This is a genomic window from Thiocapsa sp. (assembly GCF_035467215.1).
Taxonomy (GTDB): domain Bacteria; phylum Pseudomonadota; class Gammaproteobacteria; order Chromatiales; family Chromatiaceae; genus Thiocapsa.
This window is the reverse complement of sequence record NZ_DATITZ010000350.1, coordinates 1-22,316: the sequence shown is the minus strand read 5'-3', so window position 1 is coordinate 22,316 and position 22,316 is coordinate 1. Positions and strand designations below refer to the sequence as shown.

Annotated in this window: 21 protein-coding genes, 1 pseudogene and 1 riboswitch; of the genes and pseudogenes, 10 read left to right on the top strand and 12 right to left on the bottom strand. The window is 65.6% G+C overall.

What is annotated here, in order from left to right:
• Positions 1–242 precede the first annotated feature (242 nt).
• The 4 genes from VLR48_RS18955 to VLR48_RS18940 are packed head-to-tail and all read left to right on the top strand — an operon-like array spanning position 243 to position 5,077.
• A complete protein-coding gene (locus VLR48_RS18955; RefSeq protein ID WP_325293277.1) occupies positions 243–443 on the top strand; it encodes a hypothetical protein in 201 nt (66 codons plus the stop codon).
• 19 nt (positions 444–462) lie between these two features.
• Positions 463–3,222 carry an ATP-binding protein gene (locus VLR48_RS18950; RefSeq protein ID WP_325293276.1) on the top strand — a complete coding sequence of 920 codons (2,760 nt, stop codon included), beginning with the start codon at positions 463–465 and terminating at the stop codon, positions 3,220–3,222.
• Positions 3,215–3,586 (top strand): response regulator transcription factor, encoded by a 372-nt coding sequence (locus VLR48_RS18945; RefSeq protein WP_213456541.1) that lies wholly within the window; start codon positions 3,215–3,217, stop codon positions 3,584–3,586. Before VLR48_RS18950 ends, VLR48_RS18945 begins: the two co-directional genes overlap by 8 nt.
• 18 nt (positions 3,587–3,604) lie before the next feature.
• Complete coding sequence (locus VLR48_RS18940; protein WP_325293275.1) at positions 3,605–5,077, top strand: DUF294 nucleotidyltransferase-like domain-containing protein; 1,473 nt, start codon at positions 3,605–3,607, stop codon at positions 5,075–5,077.
• A gap of 162 nt (positions 5,078–5,239) precedes the next feature.
• Here VLR48_RS18940 and VLR48_RS18935 read toward each other — a convergent pair whose 3' ends face one another.
• The 8 genes from VLR48_RS18935 to VLR48_RS18900 form a co-directional block, all read right to left on the bottom strand.
• Positions 5,240–5,995 carry an adenosylcobinamide-GDP ribazoletransferase gene (locus VLR48_RS18935; RefSeq protein WP_325293274.1) on the bottom strand — a complete coding sequence of 252 codons (756 nt, stop codon included), beginning with the start codon at positions 5,993–5,995 and terminating at the stop codon, positions 5,240–5,242.
• Positions 5,996–6,577 (bottom strand): histidine phosphatase family protein, encoded by a 582-nt coding sequence (locus VLR48_RS18930; RefSeq protein ID WP_325293273.1) that lies wholly within the window; start codon positions 6,575–6,577, stop codon positions 5,996–5,998. It abuts the gene before it with no gap.
• Entirely contained in the window at positions 6,577–7,632 is a 1,056-nt protein-coding gene (gene cobT, locus VLR48_RS18925; RefSeq protein ID WP_325293272.1) for a nicotinate-nucleotide--dimethylbenzimidazole phosphoribosyltransferase, read from the bottom strand. The genes VLR48_RS18930 and cobT overlap by 1 nt, the downstream gene beginning before the upstream one ends.
• Complete coding sequence (gene cobU, locus VLR48_RS18920; protein ID WP_325293271.1) at positions 7,629–8,186, bottom strand: bifunctional adenosylcobinamide kinase/adenosylcobinamide-phosphate guanylyltransferase; 558 nt, start codon at positions 8,184–8,186, stop codon at positions 7,629–7,631. The genes cobT and cobU overlap by 4 nt, the downstream gene beginning before the upstream one ends.
• 2 nt (positions 8,187–8,188) lie before the next feature.
• Positions 8,189–8,794, bottom strand: a complete 606-nt coding sequence (gene cobO / locus VLR48_RS18915) for a cob(I)yrinic acid a,c-diamide adenosyltransferase (protein ID WP_325293270.1) — start codon at positions 8,792–8,794, stop codon at positions 8,189–8,191.
• Positions 8,791–9,378, bottom strand: coding sequence for a hypothetical protein (locus VLR48_RS18910; RefSeq protein WP_325293269.1), 588 nt, complete (start codon positions 9,376–9,378; stop codon positions 8,791–8,793). The genes cobO and VLR48_RS18910 overlap by 4 nt, the downstream gene beginning before the upstream one ends.
• A 261-nt stretch (positions 9,379–9,639) precedes the next feature.
• A complete protein-coding gene (btuB, locus tag VLR48_RS18905) occupies positions 9,640–11,490 on the bottom strand; it encodes a TonB-dependent vitamin B12 receptor (protein ID WP_325293268.1) in 1,851 nt (616 codons plus the stop codon).
• Positions 11,491–11,709: 219 nt separating this feature from the next.
• Positions 11,710–11,932: riboswitch (cobalamin riboswitch) on the bottom strand.
• Positions 11,933–12,119: 187 nt separating this feature from the next.
• On the bottom strand, positions 12,120–13,091 hold the full coding sequence (locus VLR48_RS18900; protein WP_325293267.1) for a calcium/sodium antiporter: 972 nt from the start codon (positions 13,089–13,091) through the stop codon (positions 12,120–12,122).
• A gap of 105 nt (positions 13,092–13,196) precedes the next feature.
• On the opposite strand from VLR48_RS18900, the pseudogene VLR48_RS18895 reads away from it, so the two are divergent.
• Both VLR48_RS18895 and VLR48_RS18890 read left to right on the top strand, forming a co-directional pair.
• A pseudogene (locus VLR48_RS18895) lies at positions 13,197–13,795 on the top strand (MarC family protein).
• Between the two features lie 144 nt (positions 13,796–13,939).
• Positions 13,940–14,248, top strand: a complete 309-nt coding sequence (locus tag VLR48_RS18890) for a hypothetical protein (RefSeq protein WP_325293278.1) — start codon at positions 13,940–13,942, stop codon at positions 14,246–14,248.
• On the opposite strand, the gene VLR48_RS18885 is transcribed toward VLR48_RS18890, so the two are convergent.
• The 4 genes from VLR48_RS18885 to amrS all read right to left on the bottom strand — a co-directional run bounded on the left by VLR48_RS18885 (position 14,143) and on the right by amrS (position 18,725).
• Positions 14,143–14,394, bottom strand: coding sequence for a type II toxin-antitoxin system Phd/YefM family antitoxin (locus VLR48_RS18885; RefSeq protein WP_325293266.1), 252 nt, complete (start codon positions 14,392–14,394; stop codon positions 14,143–14,145). The genes VLR48_RS18890 and VLR48_RS18885 overlap by 106 nt on opposite strands.
• 430 nt (positions 14,395–14,824) lie before the next feature.
• Positions 14,825–16,189 carry an NAD(P)/FAD-dependent oxidoreductase gene (locus VLR48_RS18880; protein WP_325293265.1) on the bottom strand — a complete coding sequence of 455 codons (1,365 nt, stop codon included), beginning with the start codon at positions 16,187–16,189 and terminating at the stop codon, positions 14,825–14,827.
• Positions 16,190–16,306: 117 nt separating this feature from the next.
• Entirely contained in the window at positions 16,307–17,512 is a 1,206-nt protein-coding gene (locus VLR48_RS18875) for a hypothetical protein (RefSeq protein WP_325293264.1), read from the bottom strand.
• 115 nt (positions 17,513–17,627) lie between these two features.
• Positions 17,628–18,725 carry an AmmeMemoRadiSam system radical SAM enzyme gene (amrS, locus tag VLR48_RS18870; protein WP_325293263.1) on the bottom strand — a complete coding sequence of 366 codons (1,098 nt, stop codon included), beginning with the start codon at positions 18,723–18,725 and terminating at the stop codon, positions 17,628–17,630.
• Positions 18,726–18,772: 47 nt separating this feature from the next.
• Between amrS and VLR48_RS18865 the strand changes: the two genes are divergently transcribed.
• From VLR48_RS18865 to VLR48_RS18850, 4 genes are all read left to right on the top strand, one after another.
• A complete protein-coding gene (locus VLR48_RS18865) occupies positions 18,773–19,651 on the top strand; it encodes a phosphoribosyltransferase (protein ID WP_325293262.1) in 879 nt (292 codons plus the stop codon).
• Positions 19,652–20,155: 504 nt separating this feature from the next.
• On the top strand, positions 20,156–20,941 hold the full coding sequence (gene amrB, locus VLR48_RS18860; RefSeq protein ID WP_325293261.1) for an AmmeMemoRadiSam system protein B: 786 nt from the start codon (positions 20,156–20,158) through the stop codon (positions 20,939–20,941).
• A complete protein-coding gene (gene amrA / locus VLR48_RS18855; protein WP_414718629.1) occupies positions 20,919–21,533 on the top strand; it encodes an AmmeMemoRadiSam system protein A in 615 nt (204 codons plus the stop codon). The genes amrB and amrA overlap by 23 nt, the downstream gene beginning before the upstream one ends.
• Positions 21,530–22,316, top strand: a 787-nt coding sequence (locus tag VLR48_RS18850) for a Lon-like protease helical domain-containing protein (protein WP_325293259.1), incomplete at its 3' end; no start/stop codon positions are given. The genes amrA and VLR48_RS18850, both read left to right, overlap by 4 nt.

The following is a 22,316-nucleotide window of genomic DNA, read 5'->3' as shown; positions in this document are numbered from 1 at the left end:
CTTCGTTGCCTTCGCTTGGCGCTACCTTGTCTGCGATCCTCTTCGCGCCCGTCGGTCGGATCGTCTCCGACGGAGATCCGGGCCACTTCTAACGCGGCGCCCGCACCGCGACTTGACAAGGAACGACTGAGTCCTCCCAGGGAGAGGGGCTAAGATGGATTGGTTGTTGTTGAACGGTTGCTAAGACCCTTGTGCGCTCGGTCTATACTGCTCGAGCATGCTACAACCTCCGGTACCGGCCGATGCCCCGTGCAACCTTGCTGCGACAACGCCTGCTGCTGCTCTTCCTGGGCGGGATGCTGCTGCTGTTCTCGCCGCTGGTCATGCAGTTCGAGACGCTCGGCCGCTGGCTCGGGGCGCCTGCACTCCTGATTTATCTCTTCGTGATCTGGGCCGCGTTGATCGCCGTCGCGGCCTGGATCGTATCGCGCACACGCGATTGAGCCGCGGGAGGCCGAGCAATTGATCAACGGCCCGCTGATCATCGGGATCTCGTTCGCCTACCTGGGACTCCTCTTCGCGGTCGCCTACTGGGCCGATCGGCGCGCCGAGCAGGGCCGTTCGGTGATCGCGCGCCCGACGATCTATGCCCTCTCGCTCGCCGTCTATTGCACCGCCTGGACCTTCTACGGCAGCGTCGGGCGTGCAACGCAGAACGGCCTGGGATTCCTGCCCATCTATCTCGGCCCCACCCTGATGGCGCTCCTCTGGGGCTCGCTCTTGCTCAAGATGGTGCGGGTCAGCAAGGCCGAGCGCATCACCTCCATCGCCGACTTCATCGCCTCGCGCTACGGCAAGAGTCAGGTCCTCGGCGGTCTGGTGACCGTCATCGCCGTGATCGGCGTGGTGCCCTATATTGCGCTTCAGCTCAAGGCGATCGCCTGGAGCTTCACCATCCTGTCGCATTATCCCGAGGTCCGGATGCCGGTGCACGGCGACGGCCCCTTTTGGGCCGACACCGCCTTCGTCGTCGCGCTGCTGCTCGCCGCATTTACCATCCTCTTCGGTACCCGTCATCTGGATGCGAGCGAGCGCCACGAGGGATTGGTCGCGGCCATCGCCTTCGAGTCCATCGTGAAGCTCGTCGCCTTTCTCGCGATGGGTCTCTTCATCACCTTCGGCCTCCTCGGCCTCGGCGGTCCGGCGTTGCCGCCCATCGAGGACAGCCCGCTGTTGCGTCCGTTGCTCGAGCCGAGTATCTCGCCCTTCGCCGACTGGTTCGCCATCTCCCTGCTAGCCGGTCTGGCGGTCATGCTGCTGCCGCGCCAGTTCCAGGTCGCGGTCGTGGAGAACAGCGACGAACACCATCTGCGCCGCGCCATCTGGCTCTTCCCGCTCTATCTGCTGCTCATCAACCTCTTCGTGGTGCCGATCGCCATCGCGGGACTCCTGACCTTTCCGGACGGCACGGTGAACGCCGATACCTTCATGCTGACCCTGCCGATCGCCTTCGAGCAGCCCTGGCTCGCGCTCCTGGTCTATATCGGCGGGCTCTCGGCGGCAACCGGGATGGTCATCGTCGAGACCATCGCACTCTCGACCATGGTCAGCAACGACCTGGTCCTGCCGGCACTGCTGCGCCGCTGGCGTCGCCGTCCGCCGGCCGCGGACCTCGGACGTCTGCTGCTGACCATTCGGCGTGGCGCCATCGTGGTGATCCTGCTGCTCGGTTTCCTCTACTACTGGCTGGCCGGCGAGGCCTATGCCTTGGTCGGCATCGGCTTGATCAGCTTCGTGGCCGTCGCCCAATTCGCACCCGCCGTGATCGGCGGTCTCTACTGGCGCGGCGGGACGCGCGAGGGCGCGCTCGCCGGCTTGTCCGCCGGCTTCCTGGTCTGGATCTATACGCTGCTTTTGCCTTCCTTCGTCAAGTCCGGTTGGCTCCCCCCCGCGTTCATGGAATCGGGTCTCGGCGGGCTCGAACTCCTGACCCCGACGGCGCTGTTCGGGTTGAGCGGCTGGGACGAGATTACCCATGGTCTCTTCTGGAGCCTGACCGCGAATATCGGCGCCTTTCTATTCGTCTCCTCGCTGCGCGCACCCAACGCCGCGGAGGCATCCCAGGCCGGGATCTTCGTGGATGCCTCGCGCCGCACCGCGCTGGCGAGCGCACCGCTGTGGCGCGGCAGCGCCGAGATCGCGGAGTTGATGAGATTGGCCGAACGCTTCCTCGGCTCGGTGCGCACGCGAGCGGCCTTCGTGCAGTACGCCCGATCGCGCGGGGTGGACTCGCCCGAGGCGCTTCCGGCCGATGCGGAGACCGTCTATTTCGCCGAGACGCTGCTCTCCGGGGCGATCGGCGGCGCCTCGGCCCGGGTGATGGTCGCCTCGGTGACGGACGAAGAACCGCTCGGGCTCGACGAGGTCCTGAACATCCTCGACGAGGCGTCCCAGATCCGCGCCTACAGCCGCCAGCTCGAACAGAAGTCGCAGGCCCTGGAAGCCGCCACCGAGGAGCTGCGCGCGGCCAATATCAGGCTCCAGGATCTGGACCGCATGAAGGACGATTTCATCTCCTCGGTGACCCACGAGCTGCGCACCCCGCTCTCCTCCATCCGCGCCTTCTCCGAGATCCTCTTCGATGACCCCGACATCGATGTCGAGCAACGCCGACGCTTCCTCGGCATCCTGGTCAGCGAGACCGAGCGGCTCTCGCGTCTGGTCAACCAGGTGCTCGATCTGGCCAAGATCGAGTCCGGCCATGCCGATTGGCGCACCGAGGTAGTGGAGCTTCAGAACGTCATCCATCAAGCCGTGTCGGCCACCGAGCAATATGTCGAGGAGCGCGGCTGCCGCGTCCATCTCGAGCTGCCCGGCGAGTCGGCGATGGTCTGGGGCGACCGCGACCGCATCGTGCAGGTGCTGGTGAACCTGCTGTCCAACGCCGCCAAGTTCGCCCCGACCGGATCGGGCGAGGTCTGGATTGGACTCTCCCCCGCCGACTCGGCCTGGCGGGTCTGTGTCGAGGACAACGGCTACGGCATCCCCGAGAGTGACCTGGAGCTGGTCTTCGAGAAGTTCCATCAGACCGCGCGCGGGGGCGCCAAACCCGGCGGGACCGGACTGGGTTTGCCCATCAGCCGTCGCATCATCGACAATCTGGGCGGCCGAATTTGGGCGGAAAGCACGCCCGGAAAAGGTGCTACCCTTTGCTTCGAGCTGCCCGCCCATCCGGCGAATCCAACGGACCGAAGGCCTGATCGTGAGCCCAACCATGAATAAGCGGATCCTGATCGTCGACGACGAGCCCAACATCGTCATCTCGCTCGAATTTCTGATGATGCGCGAGGGACACGAGGTGCGCGTGGCGCGCGACGGCGAGGCCGGTCTGGCCGCCGTGCGGACGCATCGCCCGGACCTGGTGGTGCTCGATGTCATGATGCCCAAGCTCGACGGCTTCGCCGTTCTCGAAGCGGTGCGCGCCGATCCGGGACTGGCCGGCACCCGCATCCTGATGCTGACCGCGAAGGGGCGCGAGGCCGAGCAGAACAAGGGCCTCGCGCTCGGTGCGGACGCCTATATGTCCAAACCCTTCTCGACCCGCGACCTGGTCGACAAGGTCAAGGAACTGCTCGAACGCACCTGACGCCGACGGAGCAACAGCATGCCCGAGACCGATCACCCGGTTAGCGAAACCTCGGATCTCCTGGCCGCGGGGGGAACCGACCAGGGTCTTCTGCGCAGTTTGGCGCGGCGAGAGCCCTTGATCGTCGGCCCCGGGACCAGCCTGCGCGAGACCCTCTATCACTTCAGTCAGGATCATCTGGACGCCGCCGTCGTCTGCGATCCCGCGAGCGGCCTGCCCCTGGGCCTGATCCGCCTGCGCGACATGCTGCATGTGATCGGCTTCGAGGGCGGCGAGCTCGACGACCCTGTGGCGGTCCATATGATCGGCGCCCCACTCACGCTCACCGCGGATTCACCCGCACATCGCGCGCGGGTCATGATGGCCAAACGCGGTGCCGAGCATCTGCTCCTGACCGAGCATGACGGGCGTCTCTTCGGGCTGGTCAACCAAGCCGATCTGCTCGGGCTTCGCGCCGGCGGGGCGGAGGTCCTGATCGCGGGCATCAAGGCCGCTCGCGACGTCGAGGCCATGGCGCTCGCCGCCGATCGGGTGCGGCGTCGCGGCGCGGAGCTTTTCCATTCCGGCATGGGCGTGGAGACACTCTGCTACTGGATGTCCGGCCTCAACGACCTGATCGCGATGCGGGTCATCGAGCTGATCGAAGACGAGTTCGATCTCCCCGCCGTGCCCTGGTGCTGGATGGCCTTCGGATCCGAGGGACGCCTCGAGCAGACCTTCTCGACCGATCAGGACAACGGCCTGCTGTTCGTGCCGCCGGATCCGGACAGCACCGAGTCGGTCCGTAAGGCATTCCTGCCCTTCGCCCAAGCCGTCAACCAGGCGCTGCATTTCTGCGGCTTCGAGCGCTGCCGCGGCAACATCATGGCCGGCAACCCCGACTGGTGCCTGAGTGCGGACGAATGGCGCAAGCACTTCCAGACCTGGCTGCGCGAGCCCGACCCGGAGGCCCTGCTCAATGCCGTCATCTTCTTCGATTTTCGCCCGCTCTACGGCAGCGACGAACCGGTCGACCGTCTGCGCGATTGGCTGAGCCGAGCCGCGCCCGAGCAGACGCGCTTCTTCCACTGTCTCGCCGAGCAGGCGCTCGGGGTCGCCCCGCCGCTGGGATGGGCCGGGCAATTCGCCTTCGATCGCAATCGCGATTTCCCGCACACCATCGATCTGAAGACCCAGGGCGCGCGCTTCTTCATGGACGCGGGCCGGCTCTGGGCGCTCAAGCACGGCATCTGGGCGACCAGCACGGCCGAGCGCCTGCGCCTCGCCGGTGCCGCGAAGCGACGTGATCCCGAGGAGATCGCCGCCGAGATCGAGTCCTTTCATCTCATCCAGCGGTTCCGCATCCACCAACAGCTCACGACCAAGGATCCGGACGCCGTCAACCGTGTCGACCCCGACGACCTCAACGAGCTGCACCGCTTGATGCTCAAGGAAGCCTTCAAGCAGGCCAAGAAACTCCAGACGCGCATCAGGCAGGAATTCGCCCAGTAGGTTGAGCTGCCGCTAGTGCAGCCCGGCAGATGTGGCGAGACCGTTCGTCGTCGTTGTCGTAATCGACCATCGATACGACCACGAGTACGACAACGACAACGAAGATGCTCTCTGACGGCCTCGGAATCTTTAAACTGCAACACTATTAGGCACGACGGCCGACTACGGGGTAAGGACTGCTGCTAGGACAACAACGACGAGCAGGAGCACCGTCTCGGTGATTTCGACGAGGGCACCGGCGGTATCTCCGGTAAACCCGTCGATTCGGCTCATCATGGATCGGCGGGATAGGCCAAAGACCAGAAGCGTCATGACGCACAGCGCGAGCCCGCTCCAGCCGGCGATCAAGATACAGGCGATCCCCGCGATCAGCGTTGCCGCCCAAGCCGCCCGACGCGGCAGCTGCGCGACCTGCTCGGAGGCCATGCCCTGCGCACGGGCATAGGGTGTGGTCAGCATCAGGAGCGGCAACTGCGCCCGCGCCAGCAGCGGAATCAAGACCAAGATCCAGGCGGAACCGCTCGCGATCAGGGCCTGGATCCCGGCCCATTTCGCGATCAGGACGAGCCCGATCGCCGTCACCGCAGCCGGTCCGCTGCGCGGATCCTTCATGATCTCGAGTGTCCGCTGGCGGCTCGCGATCCCGCCGACCCAGGCGTCCGCGCTGTCGGCCAGACCATCCAGATGCAGCGCCCCGGTGGACCAGACCCAGAGGATCAGGACCAAGGCCGCGGCGACTCCCGGATCCACGGGCGCGAGCGCGGTCCCGGCCGAGGCCATCAACACGCCCAACAGCACACCGATCGCGGGATACCAAGGCACCGACAAGCCCAGGAGTCCGGGCTCGATCTCGCGCGGCTCGGGAAACGGCAGACGCGACAGGAGACGTCCGGCAAGCCAGAGCGGACGCAGGTCCACTCAGGGCGATCCGTGACGCATGAGGCTGGGCCGCCCGGGCGACTCCGGGACGCGCAGGCGGGACAGACAGGCCGGGGGAACCTCGATCAGAAGCGATGCCTCGGGCGGCATCCGCAGCACCTCGGCGAGGACGACGCGGATCACGCCGCCGTGCGTCACGGCCAGGGTGAAGGGCTCGCCCTCGTCGCACACCTGACCCCAAACCGCCATGACCCGCTCGCGAAAGACCTCGAACGGCTCGCCGTCGGGCGGCGCGTAGCCGACCGGATCGTCCCAAAACCGGGTCAGCTCCGCGGCCGGGATCTGATGCGCAGCCAGTCCCTCCCAGGCGCCGAAGCCGCGCTCGCGCAGCCCGGGGAGGATCGACACGGGGAGGTTGAAGGTTTCGGCAAGGCGCTGCGCGAAGGCGCTGCAACGCTCCGACGGCGAGCAGACGACGCGCGTCCAGTCCGGATTCACGGCGGTCGCACGCGTCATCTGATCCCAGCCTTCGGCACTCAGCGGGTCGTCGTGTCCGCCCCGAAAGCGCGCGCCTCCCTGCGCCTCGCCGTGGCGAAGCAGATCCACGAAGCGATCCTGCATCAGGCCTCGCTCACCCCGGCCTCGCCGAAGGTTGCCATCTGCTGGTGCAGCGCACAGGCCAGCCGCAACAGGGGCACGGCGACGGCCGCACCGCTGGCTTCGCCGAGTCGCAGGCCGAGATCCAGCAGCGGGTCGGCATCCAGCGCGGTCATGATGCGGCGATGTCCGGGCTCCGCAGAGCCGTGCGAGAACAGCAGCCAATCGCGCACCTCCGGCTGCAGGCGCACGGCGGCGAGCGCCGATGCACTCACGATGAAACCGTCGACCAGCACCGGGAGTCCGCGCTGGGCAGCCGTGATAAAGGCACCGACCATCGCGGCAAGCTCGAAACCGGAAAGCCTGGCCAGCAGCTCCAGCGGGGTCCGCTCGGAAGTGACGTGCAATGCCAGCGCCTTGGTGATGACCTCGGCCTTGCGCTCGACCCCCGACTGATCCAGTCCGGTGCCGGGACCCACGAGCGCACCCGCCGGAAGATCCAGCAGAGCACAGGCCAGGGCCGTGGCAGGCGTGGTGTTGGCGATCCCCATCTCGCCGCAGATCAACAAACGCGCCCCGCTGTCCACCGCGCGTTCGGCCGCGGCGCGACCCGCAGTCATGGCCGCGGCGAGCTGCTCGTCTGTCATCGCCGGCTCGCGCGCGATGTTGCCGGTCCCCGGGCCGATGCGCTCGGGGCGCACGTTCGGGATCGGCCCCGGATCCTCGATCGTCCCGAGGTCCGTGATCTCCATGCGCGCATCCAGTGCGCGCGCGAGCACCGAGATCGCGGCACCGCCGCCGGCGATGTTGCGCACCATCTGGTTGGTCACAGCCTGCGGAAAGGCCGAAACACCCTCGGCCGCAACCCCGTGATCCGCTGCGAACAGCAGGATCTGCAGGGGATCCGGCGAGGGTGTGGGAGTCCCCTGTAATCCAGCGAGCCGGATCGCGATCTCTTCGAGTCGGCCCAGCGATCCACGTGGTTTGGTGAGCTGATCCTGCCGGCGGCGCGCCGCATCGGCGGCCATGGCATCGATCGGCAGGCAGGGTTGGCTGATCCAGCGCAGACCTTCGATCATGCCGCTTCTCCTTTGAGTACGAGGGGCAGGCCGGCCACGGTCAGGACGACCCGGTCGCAGCGCGCCGCCAGATCCTGGTGCAGCACGCCCGCCAAGTCGCAGAACCGACGCGAGAGATCGCCGAGCGGCACCACGCCCATGCTCGTCTCGTTGCCGACCATGATGAGGCGCCCGGGCGCCCGTGCAACGACATCGAGCAGTGTCCGGGTCTGAGCGTGCAGACCCGATTCATCCATTTTCATAAGCCAATTCGTCAACCAGAGTGTAAGACAGTCGACCAGGACGCAGCGATCGGGCGCACATTCGCGCGCCAGCACCTCGGCCAACAAGAGCGGTTCTTCGATGAGGCCCCAGTCGTGCGGGCGACGTTCGCGATGCCCGGCAATCCGCCGGGTCATCTCGGCGTCGCCCGCGTGTGCGGTCGCCACATAGACGACCGGGAGTGTACTTTCGATCGCCAGACGCTCGGCCAGTCGACTCTTGCCCGAGCGCACCCCGCCGAGGATCAGGGTGCGTCCGCCCCCGTCGGAGCGGGGACGGAGCGGATCATCCATGCTCAGAGCTCGACCCCTTTCTGCGCCATGATGCCGGCATCGAAGGCATGCTTGAGCGGGCGCATCTCGGTGACCGTATCGGCGATCTCGATCAACTCCGCGGGGGCCGCACGGCCGGTGACGACCGCATGCTGATGGATGGGACGGTTCTGCAAGGCATCGAGAACCACATCGAGCGGGACCAAGCGGAGCTTGAGTGCGATGTTGAGCTCGTCCATCACGACCATGCCGAAGCTGGGATCGGCAAGGAAGGTGGCGGCCTTCTCCCAGGCGGCCATGGCCGCGCGCCGATCTGCCTCGGCGTCCTGCGTCTCCCAGGTAAAGCCCTCGCCCATCACGTGATACTCGAGCTCGGGAAAGCGTCTGAAAAAGGCCTCCTCGCCGGTCGCGAAGCTACCCTTGATGAACTGGACCACAGCGACCTTCATGCCGTGGCCCATCGCACGGGCGACCATTCCGAAGGCCGAGGAGCTTTTGCCCTTGCCGTTGCCGGTATTGACGACCAGGACACCGCAGTCCTGGTCGGCCCGCGCGATGCGGGCATCCACCAACTCCTTCTGGCGCTGCATGCGCCGGCGATGGCGCTCCTGTGCGCTGTCGTCGGTCATTGCGGACGGGCGCGCTCGGAACGGGTCCCCGGCAGGGCTCGCGCCAGGGTCAGATGGACGACCGCGGCCAGACCCACATAGACCATGAGGTGCAGCAGGGTCGCAGGCATGTAGGTCGCAAAGCGCCCCAGCAGCTCGACCGCGTTCAGGTCGGCAAAACGACCGGAGAAGAGATAGAAGCCGCCGCTGGCGAAGACCTCGGACAGGACACCGCCGGCAAGCAGGACGCCGAAGAGCAGAGGCAGTCTTTCTTTGGTCATCTCGAGACAACCGGCGGACCAGCGACCCATCCCCCAGACGACGCCGTAGGCCGGAACCAACATCCAGTAGGCCGGGGTCATGCAGTAGCCGCTGACACCGCCCCAGCCGATGGCGGTCAGATCGATGACGGTCGCAAGACCGAACAGGGCCGGGAAGCCCCAGATCGAGCGCAGATACAAACCGGCCAGGAAGAAGACGGCCAGCGAGGCATCCGGAAGATGGTGCGCCAGCGGGGCGAACTGCTGGCCACGCGTTGCCGCCATGAGGGCGGCCAAGGCCAAGCCGATCAGGATGCGGCTGCGAGAGTCGGTGATGGGGGTCATGAGGTGGTGATCTCCTGTACGCGTCGCCGGGGCGACAAGTTGGTGTGTTGCTCAAGTCTCTTGCGGCCATTGTAGATGGTCGCACGGGGCGTCGGAAGCGGTTGGATTGTGGGGGGGCTCCTGCCTCCTGCCTCCTGCCTCCTGCCTCCTGCTTCCTGCTTCCTGCCTTCATCTATCATCCATTCGCTGGTGGCTGGTGGCTGGTGGCTGGTGGCTGGTGGCTGGTGGCTGGTGGCTGGCGGCTGGCGGCTGGCGGCGACTCTACGGCTCGTATCTCAAGGTCAGATAAAACGCCCTCCCCGGCTGGTTGAACAGATACGCGGTCCGGTAGTCCTCGTCGAGTGCGTTCTCCAAACGCCCTTGAATGCGCACCGCGGGGGTGAAGGCGTACTCGGCACGCAAACCCAACAGGGTGTAACCGTCGAGACGCTCCTTGTTGGCCAGGTCGTCGAACGTTCGCCCGGCAACATAGACGCTCAGACCGGCCGACCAGCGCTCGAATTCACGGTCGAGGTCGAGCTGGACCATCTGCTCGGGGCGTCGCGGCAACAGGTTACCCTGATTCGGGCCGTTCGAGCGGTTTTCGGGATCCAGCAGGGTAAGGCTCGCGCCGAGATCCCACTCCTGGATGCGCAGCATTCCGAACGCCTCGAAGCCGCGGATGCGGGCCGAGGCGATGTTGGCCGGGGCGAACGTGACCGCATCGAAGGTGATCAGGTCGTCGATATCGGTCTCGTAAAGACTCAGCTCCCAACGACCGAGCGGGAGGGTTCCGGTCAAACCCAGCTCGACGCTCGCCGACTCCTCGGGGGCGAGGTTCGGGTTGCCGAAGCCGGGGTAGTAGAGGTCGTTGAAGGTCGGCGCCTTGAAGGCGGTGCCGTAGGACAGGGACAGGCGAATCCCCTGATCGAAGAGGTAGCCCCAAGCCAGATTGCCGGTCGTCTGTCCGCCGAACTGTTGGTAGTCGTCGTATCTGAGGCTGGCGGCAAGCTCGTTCGCCCCGATGGAGCCGAGATACTGTCCATAGACACCCGCGTTGCTGCGCGAATCTTCGGCGTAGTCGACGGTGCCCGAGATCCGGTCGACTTGGTAGTCCAGACCCAAGGTGAAGAGTTGATCCGGGAGCAGGGCGAGGTCGTTCTGGATACCGAAGCTGTCTCGTTCGGTCTCGAAGCTGTCCACGAACCGCTCCGGAACAAAGGCGCCCGAGTAGAACGCGCGATAGGTGTCCTGACTGCGACCGGCCGAGAGGGTCATGGTCCAGGGATCGAGCGGACGCAAGGTGCCTTCCACGCCGAACACCCGCTGATCGGAGCGCGAGAGGTTGCCCGAGAAGATGGAGCCGTCGAAATCGGTCCGATTCTCGGAGGTGAGCAGACTGAAATCGACCTTGGCCTTGTCGCTGAACTCATAACCGGCGCGCGCACTCACGCCCAGGTTGCGGTAGCCGTCGCGATCCGGCTCGTCCGCGCCGCAGCCGGCGAAGGGAAAGGCGCGGCCGTCGCAGGCGTTGATCCCGTCGGTCTGCTCCATATTGGCGCCGAGGTCGAACCATCCACGCTCGCCGCCGCCCGAAATGCCGCCTGCGATACTCGCCGTATCGAAGCTGCCGGCGCCGACGCTGAAACGCGGTCGTAGATCGCCGCCGCCGCGACGCGTAAAGATCTGAATCACGCCGCCGATCGCCTCCGAGCCGTAGAGGCTCGAGCGCGGGCCGCGCACCACCTCGATGCGCTCGATCTGAGCGATCGGCAGATCCTGCAAGGGTGCGTTGCCCAGGGTCGCCGAACCCACCTTGACACCGTCGATCAGGACCAGCACATGTCCGGCATTGGTCCCGCGCAGAAAGATGGACGCCGGCTGACCGGCCCCGCCGCTGCCCGAGAGCGTGACGCCCGGCAGGCCGCGCAGCGCATCCGGGACTGAGCGAAACTGACGACGCTCGATCTCCTCGCGATCGATCACGCTGACGGATGCCAGGGTCCGATCTTCGGGTTCGGGCGTGCGGGTCGCAGTCACGACCAGTGGATCAAGGATCAGGGTCTCCGTCTCCGCGTGGACAGGCAGACCGACCGGCAGCGACAAGGCCGCCGCCATAAGGGGGAATCTCATCGACAAACTCCAACAAAGGCCCGAGCGCACCCGCATGGGCCGGCAGAAGAAGGGGGCGAGAGATGGAGAACGGGCGAGAGCGGAGCCGCGCAAGTGGGACGGGGCCGTCATCCCGGCCGGTCGCCCCGCGCGACCCCGGTTCGAGGCTACGCCCGATGGCTCGGAGACGACAAGGGCCGACGGCAGGTCGGCCCTCGTACGCACGCGAGACACATCGAAACGGTCCCCGATTATCCGGCCGGTCTCCGGGCTTACGAGCGGGGTCGGACCCCGGACGCGGCGCCTTCCCGTGATGACTCACAGTGGCGTTTCGCCGCGTCTTGACTCGTCTACCGTTGCGGGGGCAGCGCCGGCTTTGCGGCTCCCGAGGGCACCGCGCACCGACTTCCCGTTTAACCCCGAAGGCGACGGCTTTCGAGGCACCGGACAATCAACGCGGCACTGTAGGGTTTTCCGGATCACCGCGTCAATGTGTCGACAGGCAGGCCGACCTCAATGCCTGACCTGGATCAATCGTTAGGCTGCCCTCGGAGTCGACTGCTCGGCATCCGCGCCGAACGTCCGGGCGGGAGGCGGTGCGCCGAATCTCGGCACCCGCAAGCGATGGCGCTCCCGGGCGCTCGAGGCGGTCAGGCGCCGAAGACGGTGCTGATCAAGTAGGAGGTATAGCCGACATAGCAGGCAAGCAGCAGCATGCCCTCGACCCGGTTGATTCGACCCCGACCGCGGAACCCGTAGCCGATCAAGAACAGGGACAGCGTCAGCAGGCCCATCACCATCATGTCCCGGGAGATGACCTCCGGCGGCACGAGCATCGGCTGGATGGCTCCCGCGATCCCGACCACGGCGAGTGTGTTGAAGAGATTCGACCCGATCACGTTACCCAAGGCGAGATCGTGCTCGCCCTTGCGCGCGGCGATGATCGAGGAGGCCAGTTCCGGCAGCGAGGTGCCTACCGCGACGATCGTCAGACCGATGATGAGATCGCTCACGCCCAAGGCATGGGCGATCTCGACCGAGCCCCAGACCAGCATGCGCGAGCTGATGATCAAGAAGACCAGACCGACGCCCAGCCAAAGCATGGCGCGACGCAGCGGCATCCGGGCGACATCGAGCTCCTGGGTCACCTCCCCGGCCAGGGCATCCGAGCGTTCTCGGAGACCTTGCCAGATGGTCCAACCCATCAATACCGCAAAAACGCCCAGGAATGCCCAAGCATCCATTCGCGTCAGCTCGCCGTCCATGAGCATGAGGACGGCGAAGACGGTCACCCCGGCAAGGATCGGAAGCTCTTTGCGGAGCACGCTGGAGTGCACCGCGATGGGGCTGATGATCGCGGTGAGACCCAGGATCAGGGCGATATTGGTGATGTTCGAGCCGTAGGCGTTGCCGAGCGCCAGACCGGGGTTGCCTTGGAAGGCCGAAATGGCGGAGACCACCATCTCCGGGGCCGACGTCCCGAAGCCGATGATCACCATCCCGATCAACAGGGGCGGCATCCCGAGATGCTTCGCGGTGACCGCAGCACCTTCGACGAAACGATCGGCACTCCACACCAAGAGTGCGAGGCCAAAAACAACCGAGAGTGAAGCAAGAACCATAAGAGCGCAGCGCCTCGCAAAAAACGGAGATGGATCCGGCAGGCTGCGCAGTCTACAGGCCCGGAGGCGGCGTGCGAAGGTCCCGCGCTCCGCTACACTCGGAGGATGGATCTCCTCTCCGCCGCCATCCTGCTTGCCATCATCATGGACCCGCTGGGCAACATCCCGGTGTTCCATTCGCTGCTCGGGCGCTATCCACACGCAAAGCGCATCCGCATCATCGGGCGAGAGCTGATCATTGCCTACCTGATCCTGGTGGTCTTTCTGGTCGGAGGAGATCTGCTTCTGCGCTACTTGGGACTCGAACAGCCGGCGCTCGGTGTCGCGGGCGGCGTGGTGCTGTTCATCATTGCACTGCGCATGGTCTTTCCGGACCAGGAGACCATCGAGCGTCGCGAGCTCGACGAGGAGCCTTCGTCGTGCCGCTCGCGGTGCCGATGATCGCCGGCCCCTCTGCGCTCGCGGCGGTCCTGCTGTTGGTGAGCCGCGAGCCGGACCGCTTCTGGACCTGGCTCTCGGCATTGAGCGCGGCCTGGCTCGTCAGCGCCGCCATCCTCTTGGCCTCGGGCCTCTTGATGGAAAAACTCGGCCCGCGAGCGCTCAGAGCCCTCGTCCGGCTCACCGGGATGCTGATGATCATGATGGCCGTGCAGATGCTGATGGACGGCGTGACGGCCTATATCGCCGACCTGCGGACCCGGTGAGCACAGGCGATATTTTTCGAACCACAAAGGCGCAAATAACGCAGCGACCCCCATGTCTCGGCAGCCGTTCCCGACTCTCCCCGTCGAACGGAGATCCTGCCCCGGTGTAACATCAGGCTGGATCGCTTCGCGGCGGTCCTGATGATGGCGAACCTACTGGTCGACGAAACGACCACGCGCACCCTATTCGTCCGGGCGCGCAACGCAATGACCACTCCCCTTGCCGACACCGGTTCACGACGCGGCTTGCTGAAGATCTTCGAGGAGTTCGAAGCCATGATTGGTGTCTGCCTTTCCAGCCGGAGCCTTGCGCAACTCGGATACCACATTGGTATCGAGGAGATACATCAAGACAAATCCGGCGGCCGAACGATGCCTGAGCGTAACCGCGGTGGCTCGAATTCGATCTCGGCGCAGTCGGGCTCGGCAAGTAAGTCCAGGATGCTCGGCTGATTGCCAAGGAGTTGCTCGTAGCGCTCGATCGTCATAAGCACGTAGGCCGAGCGGCCGCGATCGGTGATGAACAGCGGGCCGTCTCGTGCCGCCTTCTTGGCCTGGCTGATCGCTTGGTTGAATTCTCGGCTAGAGAATGTGGTCATAGTGCGCGTTCCACCCTAGAAAGTAGCTACGTTACTACTTTAGACTGGCATTCGCCACCGGATCGTTCGGCGAAGACTGCTCAGGCGGCCGTCCCGCCTGGGTTATCGTGTGCCGCGAGCCCAGTGTCCGACCTGATATCGAGAGCACTTGATCGCGAGCGAGATCCGCCCATCGGCCTGCCGGAGGCGGGCACTCGTGAACACGTGGACGCGGCAGTGGTGCATAGGAGTTGGAGCCACCATACGAGCTATGACGCCCGGTAATGCGGGTCGAGCAAAGGGGGCGGCCCTGTCCGATCGACTGTCCGCTGAACGAGCTTTTGCGGCCGCTCACCGGCGCCGGCTACGCGTCCGGAGTTGGCCGATAGCGGCCTTAGGCGACACCCGGTCAAGCCGAGGCCAGTCCTCGCGCTCTTTGCGCCTTTGCGTTTCACATTCCGACCCGCCGCAGGATCCCCTCCGCCGCCATCAGCCCGTTGACCGCCGCGCCGACGATGCCGCGCGACTTCCCTGCCCCGTCGCCTGCGACGAAGAGTCCGGGCACGTCCGTTTCCAGCTCGCGGCTCGTGGGATAACGGACATCGTAGAACTTGATCTCGGGAACATAGATGGTGGTCGATGGATGGGCGACGCCGGGGATGACGCGGGCGAGCAGCTCGAGGCTCTCCTGCAGGTTGCGCACGATCCGCCCCGGATAGGCGAAGGAGATGTCGCCGGGCGTCACGCCGGGTCCGGGCGGCAGGGTCGGCATCAACTTGTCGAAGCCCGCCTCGGCGGAGAAGAAGCTTTGCGCCTTGGATCGTCGTCCGGCCATGAGATCGCCCCAGCGCTGGACGATGAGACTGTTGCCGCCGCCCCAAAAATTGGCGAAGCGCGCCACCTGTTGTCCCATCTCGGTGGTGTCCTGCAGGGGTTCGGTCATGCCCACGGTATTCAAGATCGCGAAGTTGGTGTTGGTCGTCTTGGACGCCTTGAGGGCATCGCCGTTGACCAGCCGGAAATCACCATGCTCCTCGATCCGGACATGTCCGCCCGGATTGGTGCAGAAGGTCCGCGTGCGATCCTGATGCGTCGGGGTACAGAAGATGAATTTGGGGTCGTAGAGGACGTCGGTGATCTCCTCGTAGACCGCCGAGGCGATCTCGACTCGGCAGCCGATGTCGATCACGCCATGGCCGGTGTGCACGCCGAGCGCGCGCGCCTTCTCGCGGAACCAGTAGGCGCCTTCCCGTCCCGGCGAGCAGACCAGATAAGGCGCGCGGAAGTCGCCCGCGACGGTTTCGATCAGGAAGCCGCCGTCGCTCTCGCGGCGGATCTCGGTCACCGCGGTCCCGAGCGTCAAGGTGCCGCCGCGTCGCTCGACGGTGTCGGCCATCGCTTTGGTGACACGGTGCGCGAAGTCGGTCCCCATATGACGCTGCACGACCGGGACCAGCTGAATATCCCAGCGACCCTTCGATGCCGGCCGGCGGACCCAGGAGACACGATCCAGCCACCATTGAACGCGTGCTTCGTCCAGACCGTGCAGCGTCGGGTCCGCCCCGTGGTCGAGAAAGATGCGATCCACCTCCGCGATCCGACGGGTCGCCTCCTCCTCCGACAGCCCGAGCTCTGCGAGATCCAGACCGATATGCGGGGACAGGTTGAGCTTTCCGTCCGTGTAGCCGCCGGCCCCGCCCGGGCGCGGGCGGCGGTCGATGACCAGAACCTTCATGCTGTCGGCGAGCCGCATGGCCGCGAACAGCCCGGCGGGTCCGGCCCCGATGATGACGACGTCGAACGCTTTGGCCGGCATGCTCGTCTCCTTGAACCGCGCCCGGCGCGGTATGCGATGTTTTTGGATGGGATCGGCCCCGGCAGATTTGACGGCCGGTGGAGCCGGCGCGGTTTCGATCCTCGGTGATCGAGGGGGTTACTCCGGATTCAGCTCCACGGACGGGACGCGGAAAAGGACGCGCTTGACCTCGTCGAAGTAGTCCGGGAGATAACGCTCCCAGAGTCGCACGGGCAAGCGCTCGAGTCGAACCTCGGGTGCGGCGGGCAGCGCGAAGAGGTACTCGAGCAGAAACTCCACGTTCTGCGATAGGTGGCCTTGGTAGGCCCGTCCGAGACGCTGGCGGATGATGCGATCCTCGTGCATGCAGCGGCCGATCTCGCTCTCCAAGGTCTCGGCAGCATCCGAGCAAATGATCTCCACGCGCACGGCAGGCTCGCCGCTGCGCATGAAGGTCTCGAAGCGGCGACGGGTCTCGCATGGCGAAACACCGTGGTCCCGGAACACGCGCACGACCTTCTCGGGAAGCCCTTGCGCCAGAATGCGCTCCTTGTCCGGAGCGTAATCGACGAGCAGATTCACGGCACTGTAGTCGCCCCTGTGGACCTCCCGCTCCACCAGCCGACACCCGAGCCCGCCGAGAACCTCGGCGAGTCGCGCCTGCCTGTCCGGCTCCATGACGACCTTGATCCCGGCCACGTCGTTGATCTCGACATCATGGGGCCAACTCGGCGACGGCGTCGCGCGCAGACGATCCAGGAGGACGCTCCCGTGCGCGTCGAGCCTATCGGGGTCGTGGAGGAGACCGTCATGCGGCGGTCCGGCGAGGTCGCATGGCGTCCGAGGCGATTCCGAGAACCGCGGATCCGATCGAGCCTGCAGGAGACTCTCCTCGCAGAGCCAATCGACGACCTTGCGCGCGGACTTCTCGGCAAGCCGCCGGATACGTTTGATCCGACTCGAGCCCACATAGTCGCGCTGCCCCGCGGACTCGGCGAAATAGAGCGTGCCCCGAAACGGTGTCTCGCGATAGAAACGCCCGGGGTCGGCCCGGTAGTCGGCAACCAACCGACGCGCCCGCTCGGAGGCGCTCGGCAGATAGGCGGCGAGCTGATCCTTGAGGTCACCTTTGCTGACACAGGTCCGACGCGTGATCCGACCGCCGTGCAAGCCCTGCAGCAGAGCCTGCGCAAGCAGCGGGAGATAACGCGCGACATAGACCGAGTTGAAATGGACCAACTGGAGCAGTGCGGTCGGGTCGGACGACTCGAATCGATCGAGCATCCAGCGCCCGATCAAGTCGTGCAGGGCATCCCGATGGATGAATCCGGTGATCGTGATCATCGTGACCTGATGATCGGCACGGCGATCCGATCGCCTGCCGATCCGGCGTCCCCGTGGCGACGCGCCATGGGATCCATCCGTGCGGTCGCGCATTCCCGACCGGTGCGAGCGCCGTTCAGGCCGCGAAATCGCGCAGGCGAACCGGTTGGCGCCGATCGCCCCACTGTCCGGGGGCGGGCTCGAAGACGCCGGCGCAGGGAGCCCCGCAGCGGTTGCAATGTCCGTCCGCGGTCAGATTCCAATCCGAGAGCCGATACCAATCCCGGCCGATCAGCGTCTGTCCGCAGGCATGACAGTAAGTGCTCTCGCCTTCCTTGTCGTGGACATTGCCGGTATAGGCATAGCGGACGCCGTTCTCGAGCGCGATGGCGCGGGCTCGGGTCAGCGTGGAGGTCGGGGTCGACGGATAATCCAACATCTTGTAGTCGGGATGAAACGCCGTGAAGTGCATCGGGACATCCGGACCAAGATGCTCGACGACCCATTGGGTCATGGATCGAAGCTCGGCATCCGAGTCGTTCTCCCCGGGGATGAGCAGGGTCGTCAGCTCAACCCAAACCTTGGTTTCCCGGACCAGATACTCCAAGGTCTCCAGGACGGGTTGCAGATGGCCGCTGCAGAGCCGGTGATAGAAATCATCCGTGAAACCCTTCAGATCGACGTTGGCGGCATCCATCCACCGGAAGAATTCGACCCGCGGCTCCGGACAGATATAGCCGGCCGTCACGGCGACCGACTTGATCCCGCGCTCGCGACAGGCCTTGGCCACGTCGATGGCATATTCATGAAAGATCACGGGGTCGTTGTAGGTGTAGGCGACGCTGCGACAGCCGAGCGACTCGGCCGCCAGCGCGATGGTCTCGGGCTCGGCGGCATCCGCGAGCGTGTCCATCTCGCGCGACTTGCTCATGTCCCAGTTCTGGCAGAACTTGCAGGTCAGATTGCAGCCGGCGGTCCCGAAGGAGAGCACCGGGGTGCCGGGGAGAAAGTGGTTCAGCGGCTTCTTCTCGATCGGATCGATACAGAAGCCGGATGATCGTCCGTAGGTCGTCAGGACGATCTCGCCGCCTTGGCAGGCCCGAACGAAGCACATGCCCCGCTGTCCTTCCTTGATGCGGCAGAAGCGCGGACAGAGGTCACATTGGACGCGACCGTCCTCCAGGGCATGCCAGTAGCGCGTCGGGAAGACGCGATCGATCCGCTCGTCGTTCATCGCAACCCCCTGCCCGGCCGTCGCCGAGCGCTGATCATGCCTTCAGTGTGGAAGACGCGGAGCCGATTGCAACCCCCGCGGAGCCCAAGAAGGGCCTGCGCAGGGCGATCGAGCGCAAGCAGCAGAGATGCGCTCAAACGGCGAATTGCGTCGACCGTATCGATGCTATCTTGTCGGATATGCCGACTCGACTCGACTCGCCGATTCAGACGTTGCCGTTGCGTGCTACCCGGCCGTCCAGCTTCCCGGATGCCGATATTCATGCGGCAGAGTCTCGCGTCAAGAAACACGATCTGTATGCCGCGGCGAAGGGTGGAGACGCGACAGCATCGGTTGGCCTAGTGCTTGACCTGCTGGACGAGGCATCCATCGAGAGTCTGCGCCGTTACGAATCGCGCTCGCCTATGATTGTCCCGGTACACGGCCTCGAAGGCGTGAGCGCGAATGCGATCCCGGCTGTGCTGGCGGTGTGTTTGAGCGACCGACTCGGTTTCGATCTGTCCACCGAGATCATTCGAACCTCGAAAGCAGCCCACACGGGGTCGAGCGGTTGGTGGCGACTCAAATCACCGGCGCTCTTCGGCGGCGAAGTCACGGCCGGTCGATCCTATATCCTCGTCGATGACTTTATCGGCATGGGCGGCACTTTCGCCAACCTGCGCGGCTATATCGAGGCCCGTGGCGGTGCCGTGGTACATGCACAAGCCCTGACGGGGAAGCCCTATTCGGCTAAACTTGCGTTGCAGGCATCGACGCTGCAGGCATTGAGGAGCAAGCATGGTGACATCGAAACATGGTGGGTCGCGCAGTTCGGATATGGATTCGATGAGCTTACCGAATCAGAAGCGCTTTACCTTCTCCGCATCGAACATGCTGACGCCATCCGAAGAAGACTTGCTCAGGCGGAATCTCAAGGAGACGGTTGAGCTGGCTCGCCGGATTCTCGACGAACGGAAGCAACGCGCTGCATGAGAAGGTTCCTCCCCATCGACGCCATCCGCTGCGCCGGGAATCGCTGACGCCTGACCCGGCGCGAGCGGGTCGCAGACCCGCCCGCCCCGTCTGACACAACTGCGCGTGCTTAAAACATCACGCCGGCCGCGCTAGGGTGTCCGGCATGACAAAGCCCCCGGCTCCGCCCGGCTTCTTCTTCGAGGCCCCGGCCCCGGTGCTCGGCGCGGCCTCCTCGGAGCGGCCCGAGCCTCGCACCTTCGACGGCGTGGCCAATTCGGTCGATTCGTTATCCGATAGGGCCTTCCATGCTCGGGGCATCTGCTCGGCAACACCCGCGCGCGCGAGGCTGCCCGGTCCGCACGACTCATCACCCGTGCCGACTATACTTGAGGTATGAGGCGATGCTCGCCGAGAAGCATCCGAAGGCGCGTCCCGAACCGCACTTGCGGATCCTCATCCGTCAGGAGGAAACAGCCATGTCACTCTCTCGCAGCCCGGCCGTGGCCGGTCTCTTCTATCCGGGCGACCCCCGCGTGCTCAAACGGACGGTGGACGACTACCTCGCCGAGGCGAGCCCGGACGGCGAGCCCCCGAAGGCCCTGATCGTCCCGCACGCCGGCTATATCTACTCCGGCCCCATCGCCGCGAGTGCCTATGCCACCTTGGCCCGAGCCCGCGCGAGCGTGCACAGGGTCGTCCTGCTGGGCCCGGCGCATCGCGTCCCCCTGCGCGGCCTTGCCGCGAGCAGCGCGGATCGGTTCGTCACACCGCTCGGCCCTGTGGAGCTGGACCGTGACGCGATCGACCTGGCGCTCACCCTGCCGCAGGTCAGACTGATGGATGCGGCGCATGCTCAAGAGCACAGCCTCGAGGTCCAACTGCCCTTCCTGCAGGAGGTCTTGGAGCAGTTCAGCCTGGTGCCCTTCGTGGTCGGCGACGCCGCTCCGGAGGAGGTCGCGGAGGTGCTCGATCTGCTCTGGGGCGGTCCCGAGACCCTGATCGTTATCAGCTCGGACCTCAGCCACTACCACACCTACGCGACCGCCCGAGCGATGGATACGACGACCTCCGAGGCCATCGAGGCGCTCCGACCGCAGGACATCGGATACGCGCAGGCATGCGGGCGGATCCCGGTCAACGGACTGCTCGAAACGGCTCGACGCCGCGGGATGCAGGCTCGCACGCTGGACCTGCGCAACTCGGGCGACACCGCCGGCTCGCGAGATCAGGTGGTGGGGTATGGTGCCTATGTCTTCCACTGAAACGCAAGGCGTCTATCGGCCCGAGGAGCGGCGTATGCTGTTGGGCATCGCCGCACAGTCGATCGAGCATGGGTTGAACCAAGGCGCCCCGCTGGAGCCGGATCCGCAGGAATATCCGGCCGCGCTCCAAGCCGATCGCGCGACCTTCGTGACGCTGCAGATCGACGGGGAGCTGCGCGGCTGCATCGGCGTGCTGGAGGCGATCCGGCCGCTGGTGGTCGACGTCGCCCGCAATGCCTACGCCGCAGCCTTCGAGGATCCGCGCTTTCCGCCCCTGACCCGCGCGGAGCTGCCGCGGCTCGACATCCATCTCTCCGTGCTGAGCCCGTCCGAGCCGATGCACTTCCGGTCGGAGTCCGATCTGCTCGACCAGATCCGGCCCGGTATCGACGGGCTGATTCTGGAAGATCGCGGCCGGCGCGGAACCTTCCTGCCTTCGGTCTGGGAGCAGTTGCCGAACCCCGCAGACTTCTTCGAGCATCTGCGCCACAAGGCGGGCCTGCCCTCGCGGTATTGGTCCGAGACCCTCGAGGTCTCGCGCTACAGCACGGAATCCTTCGGCGCCCCGATCGCGGAGACCTTCAGCGGATGAGCGTTGCACCACTGGAAGCCTCGGCACTCTACCGGCAGTGCGACCCCGCGCAGCTCGCGCTCGAAACCACCGCCGACCTGGATGTCCGCGACGGCCTGATCGCCCAGGATCGAGCGATCCAGGCCGTACGCTTCGGCATCGGCATCCGTCACGCCGGCTACAACCTCTTCGCGCTGGGGCCGTCCGGGACGGGCAAATACGCCCTGATCCGCAGCGCACTCCAAGAGCGCGCCAAGCACGAGGCCGTGCCCGCCGATTGGTGCTATGTCTTCAATTTCGAGGACGCCCATCGCCCGCGCGCACTGCGTCTGCCCCCCGGCAAGGGGATGGAGCTCAAACGCGACATGGACCAGCTGATCGAGGATCTGCACCGCGCGATCCAGGGTGTCTTCGAGAGCGACGAATACCGCACGCGCACCCAGGCGCTCGAAGAAGAGTTGGAAGAACGCCAAGAGCGGGCCATGAGCGAGATCCGCGAGCTGGCCAAGGAGAAGGACGTCATCCTCCTGCAGACCCCGACCGGTTTTACCCTCGCGCCGGTGCGCGACGGCAAGCCGCTCGGTCCGAACGAGTTTCATGCCCTCTCCGACGAGGACCGGGCCCGGATCGAGGAAGACATCAACAGCCTGCAGGCGGAGATGCGCAAGGCCCTTCACCAGATGCCGCTCTGGAAGAAGCGCTCAGACGAGCGTATCGAAGAGCTCAATCGCGAGATGGCGGCTGCGGCCATTCAAGGCCTGGTCGAGACCCTTTGCGAGACCTACGGCGATCTCGCCGCCGTCG

What these genes read in the sequence shown, in the direction of transcription:
- VLR48_RS18940 (WP_325293275.1), top strand. Translation starts at nt 3,605, where the DNA reads ATGCCCGAGACCGATCACCCGGTTAGCGAAACCTCGGATCTCCTGGCC.
- amrA (WP_414718629.1), top strand. Translation starts at nt 20,919, where the DNA reads ATGGTGCCTATGTCTTCCACTGAAACGCAAGGCGTCTATCGGCCCGAG.
- VLR48_RS18880 (WP_325293265.1), bottom strand. Translation starts at nt 16,189, where the DNA reads ATGCCGGCCAAAGCGTTCGACGTCGTCATCATCGGGGCCGGACCCGCC.
- amrB (WP_325293261.1), top strand. Translation starts at nt 20,156, where the DNA reads ATGTCACTCTCTCGCAGCCCGGCCGTGGCCGGTCTCTTCTATCCGGGC.
- amrS (WP_325293263.1), bottom strand. Translation starts at nt 18,725, where the DNA reads ATGAACGACGAGCGGATCGATCGCGTCTTCCCGACGCGCTACTGGCAT.
- VLR48_RS18885 (WP_325293266.1), bottom strand. Translation starts at nt 14,394, where the DNA reads ATGACCACATTCTCTAGCCGAGAATTCAACCAAGCGATCAGCCAGGCC.
- VLR48_RS18930 (WP_325293273.1), bottom strand. Translation starts at nt 6,577, where the DNA reads ATGCAGGATCGCTTCGTGGATCTGCTTCGCCACGGCGAGGCGCAGGGA.
- cobU (WP_325293271.1), bottom strand. Translation starts at nt 8,186, where the DNA reads ATGGATGATCCGCTCCGTCCCCGCTCCGACGGGGGCGGACGCACCCTG.
- VLR48_RS18910 (WP_325293269.1), bottom strand. Translation starts at nt 9,378, where the DNA reads ATGACCCCCATCACCGACTCTCGCAGCCGCATCCTGATCGGCTTGGCC.
- VLR48_RS18955 (WP_325293277.1), top strand. Translation starts at nt 243, where the DNA reads ATGCCCCGTGCAACCTTGCTGCGACAACGCCTGCTGCTGCTCTTCCTG.
- cobO (WP_325293270.1), bottom strand. Translation starts at nt 8,794, where the DNA reads ATGACCGACGACAGCGCACAGGAGCGCCATCGCCGGCGCATGCAGCGC.
- VLR48_RS18900 (WP_325293267.1), bottom strand. Translation starts at nt 13,091, where the DNA reads ATGGTTCTTGCTTCACTCTCGGTTGTTTTTGGCCTCGCACTCTTGGTG.
- VLR48_RS18890 (WP_325293278.1), top strand. Translation starts at nt 13,940, where the DNA reads ATGGCGAACCTACTGGTCGACGAAACGACCACGCGCACCCTATTCGTC.
- VLR48_RS18945 (WP_213456541.1), top strand. Translation starts at nt 3,215, where the DNA reads ATGAATAAGCGGATCCTGATCGTCGACGACGAGCCCAACATCGTCATC.
- cobT (WP_325293272.1), bottom strand. Translation starts at nt 7,632, where the DNA reads ATGATCGAAGGTCTGCGCTGGATCAGCCAACCCTGCCTGCCGATCGAT.
- VLR48_RS18875 (WP_325293264.1), bottom strand. Translation starts at nt 17,512, where the DNA reads ATGATCACGATCACCGGATTCATCCATCGGGATGCCCTGCACGACTTG.
- btuB (WP_325293268.1), bottom strand. Translation starts at nt 11,490, where the DNA reads ATGAGATTCCCCCTTATGGCGGCGGCCTTGTCGCTGCCGGTCGGTCTG.